This is a genomic window from Citrobacter sp. R-1.5.2 (assembly GCF_035064245.1).
Taxonomy (GTDB): domain Bacteria; phylum Pseudomonadota; class Gammaproteobacteria; order Enterobacterales; family Enterobacteriaceae; genus Citrobacter.
Genome location: NZ_JASEYC010000012.1, coordinates 145,747 through 164,813, shown reverse-complemented (window position 1 = coordinate 164,813; position 19,067 = coordinate 145,747). Strand labels below are relative to the sequence as shown.

The following is a 19,067-nucleotide window of genomic DNA, read 5'->3' as shown; positions in this document are numbered from 1 at the left end:
ATCTGATGGAAATGGAAGCCACGCAAGCACCTTAAAATCACCATCATACACTAAATCAGTAAGTTGGCAGCATTACCAGCTTTCCTGTATCATATCCGCTTTCAATAATTTTCGTGTTTGACGCCTCAAGAAATCGGTTTGCATAATATTCTTTGAACTCAAGTGCACCATGATACAACCCTGTTTCCTTTTTATAGTTAGTCCATCTGACAGAGTGACTATCATATTCGCTATAAGTCAGGTCAAGATAACACTCTATAGCAGCTGCCGTTTTATTGATATTGGAAAACATGAGACCATCAGGACCACGAGTAGGGAAACTTTCAAATTCTTGAAGATCTGGAAGGCACATACAACTCATGTTGAGAGGTAGTTTCATCTTCATAATTTTGTTAAAACCTTCAACTCCTTCACTGTCATTATCAAGAAGAAAAACAAACTGATTCTGAACGTCGATTTTTACCAATCCTTCGGCAAACTTAGATAACCCTCCAGTACCTGGGAAGGGATGGCCGGGATCTCAAAAAATGCCTGGAACTAAAACGGGTCTATTTACACAACCATCTCCGCGATGCCGGGCTGACGGGCGAATACTCTCCCCACTCTCTGCGCTATGCCTGGGCGCAGGACGCGATCCAGCATTACCAAGAGCAGGGTCTGAGCCACAAAGAGGCGCTGGCGGTAACCTCAACGGATCTAGGACATGGAGATGGTAGAGGTAAATATATTGAGCAAGTATATAATCGTTAAACTTCTATACGCTCAATGTATTAACCTCATAAATAGTTCAATCTTCAAAGAAATATTTTAACCTCTCCATATTCAACAGAATCTTTTTGCAAAGAATTCAACAACCCTTGCTTGTTAACACTAATTATCTCATATGAATCCTCATTGAACTTTAAATATTTCCTGAGTTCTTTGGAAGAGGCAATTATATTTGCAGCATGCCTTGAAATACCTAATGTTTGTAAGCTAATACATAACGGATTCTTAGAACCATACTCAAGAAATGTAGCCCAATTATGTCCCGCATTGTCCTCCCCTAAAATTGCAGCCAGACATTTATAGTAATGATTAAAGTATTTTTCAAAAAAGAACGATAAAATTCTTTCTATGTTATAAAGAATGTCATCGATCACTTTATTAACATGATTAATATCATTCTTGTCAAAAGGTATTGGTTGTTGTCCCCGTTCAATGACAATGGTTCTTTTTATATCAATATTTTCGTTTATAATTCTGTTTATTGAATAATCATTGGTCCACTGATTCATTAAAGTAGCAAAATAAGTCAATTGTCCTTTTGACTTTACATATTTAGTTTCTGTTTCACCCCATCTATAAAGATCATAAAACAACTCCAATACCGACAAAATATTTGCATAGTCGAGCGATGGGAGTTTTTTGTTTACAGGAGATACGCTAACGTAATCAAATACTTTTCGTTGTATTTTAAAATTAAGAGATTTATAGGAATTGATAATATCTATAGGAATATCTAAAATATCATTTGCTTTTAGTTTAGCAAGAGATAACAATTCTTCTCGATGTATATCATAAAATTTCCGCAGGACAAAGCTATCTTTTAGATTATTTTTAAATCTAATAGTGTCTACAGCCATAATATTAGCGAGATACTCTATCGCCTGGTTCCTTTTAGAAATATCAGTCTCCGTATCAGAAAGATAGCGCTCTATTTCTCTTAACCCAGATTTACTTTCTATCCGGGCATCTATAGTTGTAGTTAAATGCGCTGTTTTCTCTAAAAAAATATCAGTATTATCCCATCGATTTGATTCATCCTGTAAACAAAAAATATTCCCAGATAACTCCTTGCAATATCTACCTGCCCGGCCAGCCAGATTCCAAAAGGCAAGTGTCTTATTAGGATTCTTTTTCGCATCAGCGATTAATCTAATTTTATCATCACAATTGATAAATATATTCCGAGTTGGCATATTAACGCCTTCAACCAAAGTAGGTGTACAAAAGATAAAATCAATATCTCCATTTCGGAATAATTCTTCAACTATATTTCTTATTGCTTGTGGTAATTGTCCATGATGATAAGCAATTCGCTTCATTAGAAACATAGCTAAATAATACTCAGGATGAATATAATTACTTATCTTTTTTATGGAATCAATCAACAAAGGAGATAAAACAATATTTTCCGAGAGCCTTATTTGATAAAATTCAAGTGCAGAATCAACAGCTTTAGCCCGACTAGAGCAATATATCATATTTGATCCATGTCGGCTCCCTATATTATAAATGAAATCACTTTTTTTATTGAGTGTATATAAAGAACCACTTTCAATATCGATGCTTTCTGAATTAGAAAAATATTTAATTTCTTTTTTATGAAAATCAATAAGATAAAGATTTTGTGATACTGGTGATTCAATAATCCTACTTGCATAAATTTTTTCACGCCCAAAAAGATTTAAAAAAACCTCAGGATTTTCAATATTTGGGGAAGAAAAAACAATTTTCATATTTGGATTGTTGAATAATGCACTATCGATAGCATTATACTCTGTAAGGCTCCGCACATCCGAGTCATCATTATTTGATAATTTATGTGCTTCATCTACAAACAAATAATCTATACTAACAACCTTGCCTTGCGAGAACAAATTAAGCAATCGTTCCGGCGTCAATATAAAAATATGCTTAATGATTACGGCATCTGATTTACTTGCTAATGATCCGTGAGTCACTATTTTATAATTGAAATTTTCAATAAGTTCATGTAATTCATTTTTAATCTCCAAAGAAAACTGGCTTATCAATGCTCTTGTTGGGACTAAGATGACAATGTTTGATGTAGAATTTTGAATAATCTCTTCAATATAGCGTTTTAGAATAAATGATTTCCCCAATGACGTTGGACCTGAAAAACTATAGTAAGGTGATTTCAGCATATCCGTATAAATATCAAACTGTGCATCGGTGAATATATATGTATTACTAAATGTTTGGGCAGATTTCTTCGCTTCATTCTCAAGTCGCTGCGAAAATGGAAGAGCATGATCATTAAAATCTAATGCGTATAAACCAAGTTTAGAGTAGACTAAAGAAGAGATAAGTGAGAATTTCCCCCATTTATCAGAAAATGGTTCAAGCAAACTAATCCAGTGATATGCACACATCCTAGCATTTTGATTAGATGAGTTCGCCAACAAATCAATAAATCTAAATATGTCTCTCAACTCTGTATTGGAAATATTGAAATGGTTCTCAGATTCTATAGTCAACGCAGAATATGCTTTTATTATTTTTTTATAAAGCTTTTTAAAATATGCGCTGTTAAATATTTTTTCTATAATGAAAGAATCAATCTTCTTCATTTTTCAGACTCTCAATGAACTCGTCATTAAATTTATTCACATCATCGAACGGAACAAAAAAACAATCAATAGTTGCATTAACTATTGATAACTTATTGATTTCCTCTTTCCGATATTCTAGTGCCTGCTGAACATTGAGAATAATTTTTTGTTCAAGCAAAGACGGAAACCTAGATACATTCTCATATATGAGTGACTCTTCAATCTTATGGTTATAGCCAATAAATATAGCCAATCTGTCTTCATAACCCTGCGAGTACGAAGACTCTCCCGGGATAAGAAGACTGGCTAGGATTTGGCACTCATCTTCAGTAAAGTTTGTTTCTAAAAATGTATTACCAAGCAAACCATCCAACGATCTTAACTCAGGAAATGCTTTAAGAATAACATCTATCGCATATGAAACGCCATCCGATAACGAATTAGATATAAATGCAGCCGAATGGATTAACTCAACATTCCTATTCTTATTGAATTTAACATGGGCGCCATGAAAACCTGCATTATTTATTTCATCAAATGAATAAAGTTTAGGCGCATGCAGGTACGATTCAAGAAATCCTTGTAATAACATTTCGGATATCTTAGTCTTCCTTTCTATTTTCAAAAAATTACGTATCGCGGATAGCGTAGCTTTTCCAAATGCATTTCTCTCGCGACACCTCATTAATTGCTTACGGGAAAGAGAAAATGATGGAATACAATCAATTAACCGATCACCAATCTTAACATAGTTATATTTTTTACCATCTAAACAGAGCCTATAAAGGTTAACAATCCGATTTTTGTCTAAATTTAAATCACATTCCATTCGAACAAAGCACTCCATAAAATCAGACTGAATTAGTGCTTTAAAATTATTAGACAGATCCTCTTCCATTTCTAAAGGGACGTATCCAGAAGATGTAAGAAGTTCATTTATAGAAAAATCGACTATATCACCATAACAAATACCATAATCACCAGTATCGGTATAAAGCCCTAGTAATCCCACACAACTAGATGAATTTAAAATGATCCCTGCACCAGAGTTTCCTGAAAGACCATTTTTAGGATCTTCTAATGCAGTCAATGTATCACTAATAATTTGAAGGCAAATTTTTTCATTTCTAAATAAACTAAAATTATTATAGTGCAAAGGTTGAACAGATTGATGTTCATTAATTGCAGGATAACCGCAAGAAACAAATTTATGTGATGAATTATAATTAGCAGTATTAATGATTTTTGTACTTGGTAATTCTTTTGTTTTTAAATCAATATGGGATTTTTTATTTAAGACCAAAATAGCAACATCTTTCTTTGGAGAAAGTAAAACATCCTTTACTTTGCATAGGGGAAAAGTATCAGTATCAGGTTTGCAAATGCTTACTTTAGTTTTTGCCACACCACTAAAAACACAGGTATCACATTTCTTATGTTTAAATTTACAATCGTTAGGACTGGATTTACATATTGAATGCTTTGCTGTTAATACGTAAGAATAATCATCACCATGGCAAATAAAACCACTACTATTTTTATTGTTATAGCTTACTTTTACTCCCAGCTTATCTGCTATATCAATACTCATAAGAGAGATGAACTCCATCATTTTTGTTGCATGGAAACCTCACCATAACATCTGGCTCCGATAAAAATATATTTCTTAACTCTTCCTTGTCGTAAGTAAAATGAAATATAGTGTTTTCTATACCATTACTAAATAACACACGACTTAACGCTTCTTTATTCGGATGAAAATGCCGTTTATTTGCGTCAGCTGAAACTACAAAATCACGACAACTGATCAAAGAGAGCAAATCGTTATTGATATTTTTCGCACTCCCATGATGGGACATTTTGACTATATCAAATGTTGTTTTCTCTACGCCGTATAAATCTTTTATACTTGCTGCGACAATAGTAGGATGAGCATCGGAAAGAAGCAGGAATCGTCTTTCTTTCCATTCAATACTTAATGCTATACTAGCTCCATTGACAACACTATCGTCCTCTGTAAAATTATCAATTTTCTCATAAAACTCTCGCAATGAAGTCTTATAATCATATCCATATTCTCCACTGGATTTAACTGGGCCTAACTTTTGTTTAGGCCAATATTTATTAAGAGCAGATAATTTATCTTTAGTAGGTGATAATATATTAATAGTCAAATTAGCTATTTTTTCTGACATCCCTGACAATATAATCCTTTTATTCCACTTATTACCTTTATCTAAAAGAGTGTATAAATTATTATCCTGCGCCCTTGATGACTTATTACTACCGATGATTTTCCCTTCAAGGTTATATTTTTGTGTATTTTTACATTTAGTATTAAAAAAAGAATTTATTGTTTTTTCAGAATTAAACCATAACTCTTTTACAAGTGGCTCTAAATCGCTGTCTCCCATAATTTTAAGAATACCTGAAATGTGATCATCATCACTATGCGTTACAATTACAAGATCAAAGATTCCTTTATTACCATTATCAATTATCGAAATTAACATTCTTTTCTGTATGTTAAATTCTAATTGATTTCTATTCCCACCATCAATGAGAATATTGTGATATCCACCATCGTCTCCCTGGAATTGAATTACTAAACAATCCCCTTGGCCAGCAGGTAGCGCATAGAAATGACATTTAAGCATATTCGGAATACCTTAAAGATATACTTTAAAAAGTTATCACCCAATCGTGCATTAATCTAATACGCAATCTTTTGATATCTAAGTTAAATTATCCATTGTATCCAACTTATCACATTATACCCCATTTAAAAACCTATATATAAAAACACTGGTTTTATATACAGCATTTCATGCAGACCATATACTTATGGCCTTAGATTAAAAATATGGTGAATCCAGCCAATTTCTAGATATCAATGTGGATACGACTGAATTATGGTATTAATTACTGCAATTTAAATCACTGGCTTCGCCTAACACCCACTTTTCGTAGTTGGTTGGAGAAAACGGTATAAGCCTCACCAGCGTCCCAGCGATCCATCTATCAACCATATCCGCCCACTGCAGCAACATGTAAGCACGCTGCTGCGCGTATTTCGCTTTGTTGTAAATTGCCCTCACCCCATTTTGCTCATGCGCGAGGCATTTCTCTATCCAGTCTGATGGATACCCAGCCTCATGTAATAAAGCGCTGGCAGTTCGTCGCATGTCATGGAGGGTAAAATGCTCCAGCGACTTCCCCTGCGACTGTGCAACTTTTACTGTCGTGGTGATAACACCGTTGAGAGCTGCATTAGACAGCGGTTTGTTGATACTGTAGCGCCCGGCAAGTAAGTAAGGACTTCCTCCAGCACACATTTTCAGCGCCACCAGCAGATCGCAAGCCTGACGGGAAAGATAGACGACATGAGGCCGACCCCTTTTCATACGGCCTTTGGGTACCCGTATCTCCTTCTGCGATAGATGACGTTATTGTTTTTCACATGTATTAGATGAGCATGGTCTACAGTCTGGAAAATTCAAGAGAGTGAACTATTCGACAGAAACGCTCACTTGAGGAAACGAACGACAAGCCTATAACGTCCACCAAAGCCTCAACCAACACGCAAAACCCAGCCCTCAACAATCAACTTAAAAATCAAAAAGATAAAAAAACCCCTTCCATATCAACACCATCGCCACTCTTTTTGCGCCTTCCCCTTCGCGCAAAAAATCAAAATCCCCAACAAACTCAACCACCTCCCCCACCAATTACAAGGACGCCAGCCCAAAATTCTCCATCGGTGATTACCAGAGTCATCCGATGAAGTCCTAAGAGCCCGCACGGCGCAAGCCCTGCGTGCTTTTTTGTGCCCGTTACAGCCCGAGAACATCCAGCTAAATCCAGAGAAAATTGTGCACCGCCTCATGTGAGCGGATATAGCGATAGCGAACGGCAGTCTGGTTAATCTCCTATTTTGTCACGTCGATACTGTTGCGCAAACCCTGCATTCTGCGCAGGCTCAGTTCATCACCGGCAATGAACTGTTCGCGATATTCCCATTCAAAGTCGGCCAGCCCACCAAACACCGGTGAAAAGCCCCTGGCATAAGCTGAGGACGTTTTGTATCTGTTCAGTTTAACCTTAGCCCCACAAAAATGGTGGTTAGGGCAACATATCACCTGCTTTCTGCCATTCAATTAGGCGAATAAAATAGAATGAATACATCCGATTTTAATATATATATCCACAAAAATGAAAATCACATGGCACAATAGATAATAATCATAACATCTAAAATAATGGTAAAGTTCTTAGTGAATTTAATAATAAACAAAAAACCGCGAACCATGAAAATTTAACTTTAGTCAAGCAATAACAATAAGTTAGAGCATCATTGATTGCATTAATAGAATGTTTCAGGGACAATAAAAAGCTGTTCTCCATTTTAAATTCATGCAGGAGGCATGATGGAGCAGCTTGATAAACAGGTCATACCCATTCGTCAATTACTTTCTGTTAAGCAATTAGCGATTCCGAGTTACCAGCGCCCTTATCGCTGGAATAGCAAAAATATAGCTGACCTTTTTGCCGATCTGGGATCGCACCGCGATAAAACGGCCTATCGACTAGGCTCCGTTGTTTTCCATAAGCACTCGGAAGAAGAAAAAACGTGGCTGGATATTGTTGATGGTCAACAACGAACCCTGACCTTAATGCTGGCAGTCAAAGCATTGACAGAAACTCGCCTGCACAACCTCAAACGCAAAGACCTGGTCGAGCAACTTACCAAACTCAAACCTGATGTCGATGCTTTTATGGCACGTCAGCGTTTTGCCAGTCTGGATTCACAAGCCAATCTTCGACGTAATTACCTGGAGTTACTCAGGCTTGTTGAACGCACCGAGTTCAGCGAAGAACTTATCGACTTTATGCTGAACCGCTGCGAAGTTGTCACTTTCGTGTTGAATGAAGTTTCAGAAGCATTTCAGTTCTTCGATTCACAAAATGCACGCGGTAAAGATCTGGCTCCCCACGATCTACTTAAAGCCTTCCACTTACGTGAGTTTTCCTCTGATGAAGCTGGGCTAAAAGCTGAAGCCGTCGCTCACTGGGAGAGGATGCCTAGCGAAAGGCTGGCAACGCTCTTTGCCAATTACCTGTTCCGGGTTCGTCAGTGGGCAGAGGGTAAATCAGCCCGCTTCTTTGGCAAAGGTGAAGTTGACCTGTTTAAAGGGATCAATATTTCTCAGATCGCGCATTTCCCGTATGTGAGTTCATTGCGGATCGCCCACCACTATGTCGATGATTACAACAGTCAATACCAACGCAAAATTGACGGTCAGAGCCTAAGTTTCCCCTTCAGTCTGGATCAGATGATCATCAATGGCCGCCGTTTCTTTGAAATGGCCGAACATTATCAAAAGCAGGTCGCTGTTATTATCAACAGAGAAAAAGATGCTGATGAGAATAAGCCAATTACGCTATTGAATGAGGTGCTGGAACCCTGCGCAAGTAATATTCTATACACCCTGAACAGCTATGTCAGGCGCACCCGCACTGGCGATCGCTATGTCCGGGCGATGTTCGATTGCGCACTGATTTTTTATATTGATAAATTCGGGACTCAGGAACTGTCTTTGGCGATAGAAAAATGCTTTATCTGGGCATATACCTGCCGTATCGGTCAGCAGGTGGTTCAATTAGCTACCGTCGATAACTATGTGCTACATAACAACCTACTACGTACTATCCGTGATGCACGCCACCCCAAAGATCTACATGCTTTCCCCCTGCGCACGCTCGGCATCCAGGATAATAAAAATAATCGCAATGGAACTGAAGATGAGCTAATCATGCTATTCAGGAAGATGAGATATTATGAGTAATTCCCACGTACGGCCTTTTTTTATAAACGATTTACTTAGCGACCGCGCAAAATATTTGATTCCAATGTACCAGCGTAATTACGCCTGGGGCCAGGGCGAAATCACTCAGCTTTTACAGGATGTGCTGGATTATCAGAAAAAATCCGCTTCCGCCAGGCATCCGCAGACTTATTACATCGGTACATTAGTGGTGTTTTCCCGGGGGGATGACTGCTATGAAGTTATTGACGGGCAACAACGCTTTACAACGCTCTCTCTACTTGCTAACTGGCTGAAATGCCACGCAGATAAATCTGTTGATATGCAGTGGTATCAAAAACTCAATCTCACTTTCGAAAGTCGCCCTGTCTCTACCCTCACCTTCGAAAAGTTATGGCAAGGCGTAGATGTGCAACATATGCGCGGAGACGATTATAACGAAGGTTTGATCAGAGGTTACGAAATGATCGGCAAAGCGTTGGCTGAGCTGCAGCTTAAAGGCCGCGCGTTGAAGGTGTTTTGCAAGTATCTGTTCAATCACGTGCAGATTTCTCGTATCGAAGTGCCAGCAGATACCGATCTTAATCATTTTTTTGAGGCAATGAATAATCGCGGCGAACAACTCGAAAAACACGAAATCGTCAAAGCGCGTCTGATGAATGTCCTGAATGGGATTAGGAATACCAAAGAGCGACACAAAAGTCTTGATACTCTGGCGAGGGTATGGGACGCGTGTTCGAATATGGAACGTTACGTCCAATACGGTTTTACGCCAAAAGAACGTCAACAACTGTTTGGCAAAAAGCATATACATCAATTTAATCCAACCAGTTTCTCCAATTTGGTTGAATTGCTGGATCAAGCAGGCTCATTTCCAGATACCGACGCCACAGAAGCACAACATCAACGCCAGGGGCAAACTCTGGAAGAAATATTGTGTGACACTCGTCTGGATAGTACCCTCCAGCAAGAGGAAGACAGTGCAGGCTCAGAGCGTTTTAACAGCGTGATAAATTTTTCAAATTTCCTTCTTCATGTACTCCGTCTTGTCAGCAGAGACCCGGGTACAACTGAGGGAGTGCCACTTGATGACAAACAACTTGTAGAGCAATTTGAATCACGCCTGTTGAAGCAGGAAAAGCCAATCGCCGCGGCAAAAGCTTTCATTTATAGTTTACTGAAATGCAAATATCTTTTTGATCGCTATATTATTAAACGAGAATTCACTCAGGGCACAGACGGATGGAGCCTGAAACGCTTATATCAATACTCGCCCCAAAGTGTAGGTTATATTAATACCTTTGATAATAACGAGGGAGAGTTTGAGGATATAAACCGCCAGGTCCTGATGTTACTATCAGCTTTCCATGTCTCAACACCAACGCTGGTTTATAAACACTGGCTCAATGGTGCGCTGACATATTTGTTTGATGAGCACAGCCCGGAAGATGAAATTGATGCTGGAGACTATCTGGCTTATCTTGAGAACATGGCTCGCCGCTTTGTCTTTATGAGATTTTTAGCCCAGGATGAAGCTGCATCATATTACAATATGATTTTTGGTGATGATGATGTTCTTCCAGAAATCATCTGCGACAAACGTTGGTCGCAGGCTATCAACGCTAAATTACGATTCGGGACTATCGAAAATAACTTTGTTTTTAACTATCTTGACTATTTACTGTGGAAAAAACAAAACACGAGTAATGATATTGCCCGCCGTTTTGAGTTTACCTTCCGAAGCTCGGTGGAACATTTTTATCCTCAGCACCCTATAGATGGTCATCCCAAAATGGATGAAGAGCAGTTACATGCTTTTGGGAATCTCTGCCTGATTAGCCACAGTAAAAACTCGCGGCTAAGCAATTTCCAACCCCAGCAAAAGAGAGAGCATTTTGAAGCCAGCCTGGCTCGAAAAGAGATCGACAGTCTGAAACTTCTGGCGATGCTCGAGTTGATGAAGCGCAATAAGCAGTGGGGTGAGGAGGAGATTATCAGTCATGGTAAGGAGATGGTAGCGCTGCTGGCCGAGGAAGTGGAAGAGATGTATTAATGCAGAAAGCCGCTCCCGGCAAGGTGTCGCGAGCGGATATAACATTGCCGGCGTATTATGGCGGAGCGGGCATCTATGGCGTCATGATTTCATTATTTATCAATGCTGCCAGGCGCTTAATCTGTTGTCCTGCGCTATCAAAATTACGCTCATCAAGCCAAAGAGTGAACGCTTCGCGTAGCGCCGGATATTCACTATCAATGATTGAATACCATGCGGTGTCCCGATTACGCTGGTGTACGACAACAGCCTGACGGAATATGCCTTCAAAAGTAAAACCAAAGCGCGTGGCTGCCGCACGAGAAGGCGCATTAAGCGCATCACATTTCCATTCAACGCGACGATACCCCAGCACCTCAAAAACATAGTCTAACAGCAGCGACATGACCTCCGTTGAAACCCGCGAACGTTTCATGCGTGATGAATAGGTCACCCAACCCACTTCTATTACGCCATTCGATGTATCAATGCGCATAAGTGCCAGCGTGCCGACAGCCTGCATGCTGGCCAAATCGATTACGGCAAAATGCATGGGGTCGGTCTGCGCCGCAATCGTCGTTAAATAGCTTAAGAAAGAATCAAAGGTCGTGAATGGCCCTGACGCGAGATAGGTCCAGTCGCGAGAGTCAGGCGTATCGCAATAGGCGTCATAAAGCGCCTTTGCGTGGCGTTCGACGTTAATACGCTCAAGTTTGCAATAACGACCGGTGATGTGCTGAGCCGTGGGAAGTCGCGCACCTTGCCAGTCCGGTAACCCTAAACCCACGGGCTGCTGGAATTCATTAAACGTGGATGACATGCTATTTACCTCTCATAATAGAGTGTCAAATGACAGCAGAATAAGAGACATCTGACGGGGTAAAAAGAACCACAATGGATGTTTTTAACAGATCCACATGACAATGCTATACCGAACTCCAGCACCGTATTGCTTATCCGCAATTAAAAAATACCGATCATGCAACTGTTGTGGAAATAAGAAATACGGCCATTAATGGCATTATTACGCGCATCGCTATCAGCATCAAAGCGACGTTACATGGCATGGGCAAGACGACGAATACCCTCAACAATAACCTCTGTAGGGTGATTCGCAAAACCGATCAAAATCCCCTGCCGGGAGATACCCCCATGATAATAATGACTCAATGATTGAATCCCCATCCCCAACATTCTGGCTTTCTGTTCGACCTCATCGCCGGTCACCCCGTCATGCAACCAGCAGACAATATGCACCCCAGAATCAGAAGGCTGGACGGTCATTTTATCGGCAAGATAGCATTGAATAGCATTGACCAACGCCGTTCGCCTCTCGTAGCATGCCTTGCGAACCCGTCGCACATGGCTGGCGTAATGTCCTTCTTCAATAAAACTCGCCAGTACCGCCTGCTCAAGATAACTGGAGCCAATATCGGAGAAATATTTTGTCACGATAAACTGTTCTTTTAATCCTGGCGGGACAACTAAAAAACCTAAACGAAATTCTGGGTACATCATTTTTGAAAATGTCCCTGAATATATTACCCGCTGATGCTGATCTAATCCCTGCAAGGCTTGCAAAGAACGTGCGACATAACGAAATTCACTATTGTAATCATCTTCAAATATCCATGCCCGGTTAACCCGAGCCCATTCCAGTAGCTCAAGTCGTCGGGATAAACTGAGGGTCCCGCTAAGTGGGTACTGATCGGAAGGAACAACATAGGCCAGTTTCGCATGAGGGAAATGATCGATGCCGTATTGAACATTCATTCCTTCGCTATCCACTGGTACAGGTCTCACCATTGCCCCTGTTGACATAAATACCCCGCGCGCGCCTTTATAACCAGGGTCGTCCAGCCAAACGTCATTTCCTTTCGTAAGCAACGCTCGGGCAGTAATATTTAACGCCTGCTGAATACCGTTGACGATAATGATCTGATCTTCACTGCAGTTAACCCCTCGCGTCGTTTTCACGTAGTGACAAATTGCTTTCCGTAAGGGATAAAAACCGCAGGGGCTGGTATGAGATCCGAGTTGATGCCGGGATTGTCTCCAGACTCGCCCCAGCAACTTGCCCCATAATGAATGAGGAAAGAGATCGGTACAGCCCACACCGACGGCGAACAGACGGTTCATTTCACGCCCTTCAACATCGCCAGACCATAATCCACGAACGGATACGATATCCGCATTTAGCTGCCCATCAGCGGGCAGTTCACCGCCTTGCAGCGCTTCAGGATAGAGACCGCTGATGCTGCGGTCAGGAAGACTTGGCGTGACAAAGGTTCCGGCGCCTTTGCGCGTCTGAATATACCCTTCGTCTAACAGTCGGTCATAACCCGCAATTACCGAGTTCCGTGAAATTGACATCATCTCGGACAGGCCACGGGTTGAAGGTATCTTTGTCCCTGGCGGCAGACGACCTTCTACGATTGCGTTGCGTAGCGCATGGTACACCTGTTCCTTAATAACACCTTGCTCTAAAAAAAGTTCCTGAAATAAAGGTGCACTATTTTTTTTCATTGCACTCGCTCTTACGTTAAAAGTGGATCCTGGAAATATATGCAAAGTGTCTCTTTGCGGTGGCTTAAGCAATATTTAGGATAACCGCCATAGAACACCGCTCTGACTAAAATTATCAGGAGACCTATGAGTAACCCAAACACAACTGCGCCGATTACCATCGAACCCGTCACCCAGCAAGACTACGCGGGCTGGCTACCGCTTTGGATAAATTACCAGATTTTTTATCGTACTGAAATTTCAGACAAGGTCACACAATTAACCTGGGGTCGTTTTCTCAATCCTGTGGAGCCTGTTTTTTGTGCTGTCGCAAAATCTGACGGTAAAATTGTCGGTCTGGTGCATTATCTCTTTCATCGCTCAACATGGGCGGAGTCTGATTATTGCTATCTGGAGGACTTATTTGTTAGTGAAGAAACCCGGGGCAAACACATCGGCAAGCAGCTTATCGAGTATGTTCAAAAGCACGCCCGCAAGCGCCATGCTTCAAGATTATACTGGCACACACATGAAACAAACCTCCGCGGTCAGCGCCTTTATGACTGGGTTGCCAGCAAGAGTGGGATGATCGAGTATCGTATGTAAAATAAATAACCCCCATTAAATCGGGTAGTTTTCTGTAAATATCCTCCCGTACTGCACCTTAATTTTTCAACACATCGTCTGCGGCTCTGTTTCGCAAAGCCGCAGAATCCGAAATTGTCCGATTTCCGAGACCAAATACCCCGCTACGCTGAAAAGTGACATATTCATATATATTCTAAATTCACCATCAATAAAAAACATTATTTTTCAACATACTGCACATATCTTATGGCCCATGCGTTTTATTTCTACATAAAATTGCCCTACACTTATTTCTACATCTCTATATTGCCGGTGCGATCTCTGAACACCCCGCCGGGTTGCATCGGTGCGGCATGAGTTAATATATCAGTAAATATACTTTCTCATACTTTTGGGTGATAACAATTTGACTCACTGGCGATCAGGAGGTGCTTGAGGAACTGGGTAGTAAAATAATAGCGTAACCAGGCAGGATATTTCCCTCAACGTTAAAAGCATCATTTTCACACACAAAGGAGAAAAATAGGGTGCCGGAATAGCAACTTACGCTGCCCTTCTGGTCGTAAGCGAAGCATTTGATTGATGGTGTAGAGTAAAATGAATCAAATACGAGAGTCATTACACAATGTTGTTTTCCCTGATATTATGCCCGACTTATGGCCTTATCAGTCCTGGTGTTCACCTGCAGATATTGATACCGATATCACCTGGTATTCTTTTACTGAACTCGATTTAATCCTTGATGTTTGGCCAGGAAAGGACTCGCTGGTCCCTGTCAGGAAGACCGTTTGGGGGTTCGTTTACGAGAATGAACCATTGGTCCAGATCAATATTAAAGATGAAATTGCTTATGTTGCAGTCAATCGAAGATTTTATTCATGGGTCATTATTGTGGCTGGCATCTACAATTTAAACATCAGCCTCGACTTAACGACCATATTTAAACATACCGCATTAGCTGATACGGCTCTTTGTATTATCGCCAATAGAGTTGACATAAAATCAGCAGATATATCACTTAACACAGCAAAATCTTTTATGAACTTCATTTTTTTCCATGAACTGGTTCATCTCACCTGCCGCCAGCATGAGTTGAGTAAACATAACGGCAATCTGTTTCCCTACATCAGAACAATGGAATTTATTGCCGATTTTTTAGCCTTCGAAAACACGCTCATACCATTAGCCTATGCAGATAGCCGGCAAAAACAAAACGGGGATCTGCTGGCAAAAACATCCCGCTGCCTTGGCTTTGTCATTGCATCCTATTTTATTATCAAGACCAGGCAAATGAGCTATCTCAATCAATACCCAACCATGAATGAACGGACCATTTTATTGTTGAGTTATATATTAACACCCTACTTAAAGCGGAGTGAACGCGTCGGTATACTACTCAAGCATGAAGCCAAAGGAATAATGGACGCCTATAGCAGACGAGAAAAGCTAGGCTTTACTATCAACAATAATGACTTCATCATTACCCCTGAAAATACCGAGTGCCAATGCAATTGCTCTAAATGCAGTTCATTCACCAAAGAGGTATATAAAAGAGCCAGGCCATTAAATGCCGAGGTTTTAAATCACCTTGACGTTTATACAAATTGCTTCCCTAATAACAATGTTATACGCACCTATCCCGATCTGGGTGAAATAAACAGTAAGACATCTTATTTTTGCAGTTTAAAAAATCCGCTATTGTTTTCCTTAGAGAGAACGATTAAAGGTTTAATTTAACAGCATAACGATAAATCCTGTGACTCTGGAACAGCAGAGCCACAGGCGTTTAATACTAATCAGGCTTTACTAGGTATTGCACCTACGGCATGTGAACCTTTTACGGTCAACGTCACCACGGCGGAACATAACAGTGCGGCGATCATAAAGATAAACGCACTGTTGTAACTTCCGCCGCTGCTTTGGATTAGCCAGCCAATAATCGGCGCAGAAACTACCCCCGCCATCTGACCGCCAAAGTTAACGATACCGGAAGCCCGCCCCATGATATTGCTGGGGATGGTATCCATTAAAATGCCCCAAAATGTCGCCATGGCAAAGAACATAAACAACGCAGAGATACACTGATAAACCACCGCCATATCCGCACTGCTCACGCTGAAAGTCAGATACAGGAAGCCCGCCGCAATAACCGACGTCACGACATACAACGTTTTGCGCATCGGTTTGAATTTATCTGAGCAATATCCGCCGATTAATGTCCCACCCGCACCAAACAGGAACGGAATTGCCGCCATCACCCCCGTCTTCGCCAGCGAGAATTCACGAACGGTGATCAGGTAGCTTGGCAACCAGGTTGAAAACCCCCAGAAGGTGATATCAAACAAGAACCAGATACTGGCCATCTGCCAGAGCACCGGCATCGTGAGCACGTCTTTAAACGCGATAGCGCTCGTGTTTTGCAGGCCCCCCTGATCGTCAGCAGCTAAATCGGCCAGATCCTGTTGCGTAATTGCAGGGTGATCTTTCGGGTTGTCACGCGTAAATAAGTAGATACCCGCAGCAATAAACAGGCCCGGGATCCCCAGCACAATAAAGACCATGTGCCAGCCAAACGCTCCGATAATACTTGCAGCGACCACCACCGCCAGTGCGGGGCCTAAGGTATTTACCGTTGACTGAATTGCTGTAGCCCGACCGCGCTCTTTCGAAGGAAAATAGGTGGAAATCATTTTCCAGGAAGCCGACGGGAAGCACCCTTCGCCAATACCGAAGAAGAAGCGAACAGCCAGCATCAACGGCAGCGTTAATACCGCACCGGTTAAGCTGGTGAAGACAGACCACCAGGCAATACCAATGGCCATAATTTTACGTGAGCCAAACTTATCCGCCAGTAAACCACCGGGGATTTGGAACGCGGCGTAACCAATGAAAAAGGCGCTAATAATTAAACCTTGTTGGGTTGTATCAAGATTTAAATCTTTGCCGATATAAGGCAACGACACGCTCATGACCATTCTGTCGAGGAACGAGAGTAGCCACGCCAGCCAGATTAACGTCAGGACGGTATATCTTGCTTTCCAGGTCTTAGGTTTACCTGAAGGTAAAGATGTTTGTAGGTTCATTGTGATGTCCTTGGGGTGTAGTGATCTACCGCGGCCAAAAATGGTCGCGATAGATCAATGCGTGTTTAGCGTTATTTATTAATATTGTTTTCTGATAACAGTACCGCTACAGGCATAACTTTCCGTGCCATTAATTAAGGCAATGCGTCCATTAACCATCACAATTTCAATCCCTTCCGGATACTGATTAGGTTCAACAAATGTCCCCTTATCCGCAATAGTATTAGGATCGAACATCACAATATCCGCCGCATACCCTACCTTCAGTAATCCGCGATCCTGCAGACCCAACACCTCAGCGGGTTTGCCTGTCATCTTGCGGATTGCCGCTTCCCAACTCAGGCATCCTTCTTCACGCACGTATTTACCCAGCACCCGCGGGAAGGCGCCAAACACACGTGGATGTGGTTTACCCGCGCCCATCAGTCCGTCCGTGCACACGTTCTGTTCCGGCCGGCAGAGAAACTTAATAACGTGCTCTTCAGTACCGTAGAAATCGACCATGCCAACGGCGTTTTCTTCTTCAAACAACAGATCGAAGGTGGCGTTGTACGGATCTTTACCGCGCAATTCCCCCAGTTGAACAAGGTTCAGACCAACTGCATCCTGATTTTTCTCTGTCTTGACGCTGGTGACAAAAATCTGATCCAGACCTGCAAAATCAATGAAGTTATCCCAACCAGGAATGCCCTGCTGGATATCCTCTATCATTTTGGCGCGCAATTCAGGCGAGGCCAGACGCTCAAGTAATTTGTCCGTCCCGCCGGAGTGGACCCACGGTGGCAGGATCACGCCGAGCATGGTGCTTCCCGCCACGTACGGATACTGGTCGTAAGAAATACGGATCCCCTCTTCCTGGGCCTGCTCCAGCATGCCCAACATCTGGTCAATCAGCCCCCAGTTTTTCTTCCCACAGACTTTCATATGTGAAATATGCAACCAGACGCCGGTGGCTTTAGCGATATCGATCAGTTCCTGCGTTGAACTGATGATATCGTCAGCCTCACTGCGCTGGTGTACCACAAAGATCCCGTCATATTTCGCCGTGACCTTGCACAACTCAATCATTTCGGCGGTATCACCAAAGGCACACGGCATATAGATAAGCCCAGTAGAAAGACCAAACGCGCCGGCTTTTAGCTCACGCTCAAGGACTTCACACATTTTCGCCACATCTTCACGCGTGGAAGGGCGTCCATCCAGCCCCATCGCTTCCATGCGTACGTTACCGTGTGGCACCAAATACGCCAGATTTGTCGCCGGATGTCGGGATGCCAACAGGTTGAGATAGCCGTCCGTGTTTTTATATTTCCAGTCAATTTTGTCGGTGTCGCCGTCCAGTCCGGCAATATTTTTACGCCATGCCGGAATATATTCCTCCGGCAATGGTGCCAGCGCTACGCCATCCTGCCCCAGCAACTCGGTGGTAATGCCCTGACGGATTTTCGCTGACAGCGCAGGATTAATAATGGCTGACAGGTCAGAGTGTGTGTGAGTATCAATAAAGCCCGGACAAATAATTTTCCCTGTTGCATCAATAACCTGTTCATTGACGCCCACATCAATTTGACCAATTTCGACAATATGCCCTTCATCAACCATTACATCGGCAATTCGGCCGGGATTACCCGTTCCATCAATCACATTTCCGTTTTTAAAAATGGTTTTCATCGTTATTCTCCGTTGCGGTGCCGCG

12 protein-coding genes and 3 pseudogenes are annotated in these 19,067 nt (G+C 41.8%); 5 read left to right on the top strand and 10 right to left on the bottom strand.

The genetic code is table 11. From position 1 onward, the window contains the following. Positions 1-55: 55 nt before the first annotated feature. Positions 56-466 (bottom strand): hypothetical protein, encoded by a 411-nt coding sequence (locus QMN38_RS19625; RefSeq protein WP_323605714.1) that lies wholly within the window; start codon positions 464-466, stop codon positions 56-58. A 41-nt stretch (positions 467-507) separates the two neighbouring features. On the opposite strand from QMN38_RS19625, the pseudogene QMN38_RS19620 reads away from it, so the two are divergent. Continuing rightward, positions 508-750, top strand: a pseudogene (locus QMN38_RS19620) (integrase domain-containing protein); the annotation flags it as partial. A 44-nt stretch (positions 751-794) separates the two neighbouring features. Here QMN38_RS19620 and QMN38_RS19615 read toward each other — a convergent pair. From QMN38_RS19615 to QMN38_RS27025, 5 genes and pseudogenes are all read right to left on the bottom strand, one after another. Beyond that, positions 795-3,356: a DEAD/DEAH box helicase gene (locus tag QMN38_RS19615; RefSeq protein ID WP_323605712.1), complete on the bottom strand. Its 2,562-nt coding sequence runs from the start codon at positions 3,354-3,356 to the stop codon at positions 795-797. Then, positions 3,343-4,929: a Hachiman antiphage defense system protein HamA gene (locus tag QMN38_RS19610; protein WP_323605711.1), complete on the bottom strand. Its 1,587-nt coding sequence runs from the start codon at positions 4,927-4,929 to the stop codon at positions 3,343-3,345. Before QMN38_RS19610 ends, QMN38_RS19615 begins: the two co-directional genes overlap by 14 nt. Continuing rightward, positions 4,919-5,995 carry a ComEC/Rec2 family competence protein gene (locus tag QMN38_RS19605; RefSeq protein ID WP_323605709.1) on the bottom strand — a complete coding sequence of 359 codons (1,077 nt, stop codon included), beginning with the start codon at positions 5,993-5,995 and terminating at the stop codon, positions 4,919-4,921. The genes QMN38_RS19610 and QMN38_RS19605 overlap by 11 nt, the downstream gene beginning before the upstream one ends. Before the next feature lie 261 nt (positions 5,996-6,256). Then, positions 6,257-6,766: pseudogene (locus QMN38_RS19600) on the bottom strand (tyrosine-type recombinase/integrase); the annotation flags it as partial. A 441-nt stretch (positions 6,767-7,207) separates the two neighbouring features. Further along, a pseudogene (locus QMN38_RS27025) lies at positions 7,208-7,372 on the bottom strand (phage polarity suppression protein); the annotation flags it as partial. A 393-nt stretch (positions 7,373-7,765) separates the two neighbouring features. Here QMN38_RS27025 and QMN38_RS19590 point away from each other — a divergent pair. Continuing rightward, positions 7,766-9,184, top strand: coding sequence for a DUF262 domain-containing protein (locus QMN38_RS19590; protein ID WP_271454856.1), 1,419 nt, complete (start codon positions 7,766-7,768; stop codon positions 9,182-9,184). Continuing rightward, complete coding sequence (locus tag QMN38_RS19585; protein ID WP_271454855.1) at positions 9,177-11,216, top strand: DUF262 domain-containing protein; 2,040 nt, start codon at positions 9,177-9,179, stop codon at positions 11,214-11,216. The genes QMN38_RS19590 and QMN38_RS19585 overlap by 8 nt, the downstream gene beginning before the upstream one ends. 73 nt (positions 11,217-11,289) lie before the next feature. Here QMN38_RS19585 and QMN38_RS19580 read toward each other — a convergent pair whose 3' ends face one another. Continuing rightward, the gene (locus QMN38_RS19580) at positions 11,290-12,015 is read right to left on the bottom strand and encodes a GNAT family N-acetyltransferase (RefSeq protein WP_323605708.1); all 726 of its coding nucleotides are present in this window, start codon (positions 12,013-12,015) and stop codon (positions 11,290-11,292) included. A gap of 236 nt (positions 12,016-12,251) precedes the next feature. Next, positions 12,252-13,721, bottom strand: coding sequence for a MocR-like pyridoxine biosynthesis transcription factor PdxR (gene pdxR / locus QMN38_RS19575; RefSeq protein WP_323605707.1), 1,470 nt, complete (start codon positions 13,719-13,721; stop codon positions 12,252-12,254). A gap of 126 nt (positions 13,722-13,847) precedes the next feature. Between pdxR and QMN38_RS19570 the strand changes: the two genes are divergently transcribed. Both QMN38_RS19570 and QMN38_RS19565 read left to right on the top strand, forming a co-directional pair. Next, positions 13,848-14,306, top strand: a complete 459-nt coding sequence (locus QMN38_RS19570; RefSeq protein WP_137383621.1) for a GNAT family N-acetyltransferase — start codon at positions 13,848-13,850, stop codon at positions 14,304-14,306. A gap of 579 nt (positions 14,307-14,885) precedes the next feature. Next, a complete protein-coding gene (locus QMN38_RS19565) occupies positions 14,886-16,025 on the top strand; it encodes a hypothetical protein (protein WP_323605706.1) in 1,140 nt (379 codons plus the stop codon). A 59-nt stretch (positions 16,026-16,084) separates the two neighbouring features. On the opposite strand, the gene QMN38_RS19560 is transcribed toward QMN38_RS19565, so the two are convergent. Both QMN38_RS19560 and QMN38_RS19555 read right to left on the bottom strand, forming a co-directional pair. Continuing rightward, complete coding sequence (locus QMN38_RS19560) at positions 16,085-17,371, bottom strand: MFS transporter (protein ID WP_323605705.1); 1,287 nt, start codon at positions 17,369-17,371, stop codon at positions 16,085-16,087. A gap of 78 nt (positions 17,372-17,449) precedes the next feature. Continuing rightward, entirely contained in the window at positions 17,450-19,042 is a 1,593-nt protein-coding gene (locus QMN38_RS19555; RefSeq protein WP_137383618.1) for an N-acyl-D-amino-acid deacylase family protein, read from the bottom strand. Positions 19,043-19,067 lie beyond the last annotated feature (25 nt).

Excerpts from the sequence above, each read along its gene's own strand:
- QMN38_RS19570 (WP_137383621.1), top strand. The coding sequence starts at position 13,848 with ATGAGTAACCCAAACACAACTGCGCCGATTACCATCGAACCCGTCACC.
- QMN38_RS19555 (WP_137383618.1), bottom strand. The coding sequence starts at position 19,042 with ATGAAAACCATTTTTAAAAACGGAAATGTGATTGATGGAACGGGTAAT.
- QMN38_RS19565 (WP_323605706.1), top strand. The coding sequence starts at position 14,886 with ATGAATCAAATACGAGAGTCATTACACAATGTTGTTTTCCCTGATATT.
- pdxR (WP_323605707.1), bottom strand. The coding sequence starts at position 13,721 with ATGAAAAAAAATAGTGCACCTTTATTTCAGGAACTTTTTTTAGAGCAA.
- QMN38_RS19585 (WP_271454855.1), top strand. The coding sequence starts at position 9,177 with ATGAGTAATTCCCACGTACGGCCTTTTTTTATAAACGATTTACTTAGC.
- QMN38_RS19560 (WP_323605705.1), bottom strand. The coding sequence starts at position 17,371 with ATGAACCTACAAACATCTTTACCTTCAGGTAAACCTAAGACCTGGAAA.
- QMN38_RS19615 (WP_323605712.1), bottom strand. The coding sequence starts at position 3,356 with ATGAAGAAGATTGATTCTTTCATTATAGAAAAAATATTTAACAGCGCA.
- QMN38_RS19605 (WP_323605709.1), bottom strand. The coding sequence starts at position 5,995 with ATGCTTAAATGTCATTTCTATGCGCTACCTGCTGGCCAAGGGGATTGT.
- QMN38_RS19590 (WP_271454856.1), top strand. The coding sequence starts at position 7,766 with ATGGAGCAGCTTGATAAACAGGTCATACCCATTCGTCAATTACTTTCT.
- QMN38_RS19610 (WP_323605711.1), bottom strand. The coding sequence starts at position 4,929 with ATGAGTATTGATATAGCAGATAAGCTGGGAGTAAAAGTAAGCTATAAC.
- QMN38_RS19580 (WP_323605708.1), bottom strand. The coding sequence starts at position 12,015 with ATGTCATCCACGTTTAATGAATTCCAGCAGCCCGTGGGTTTAGGGTTA.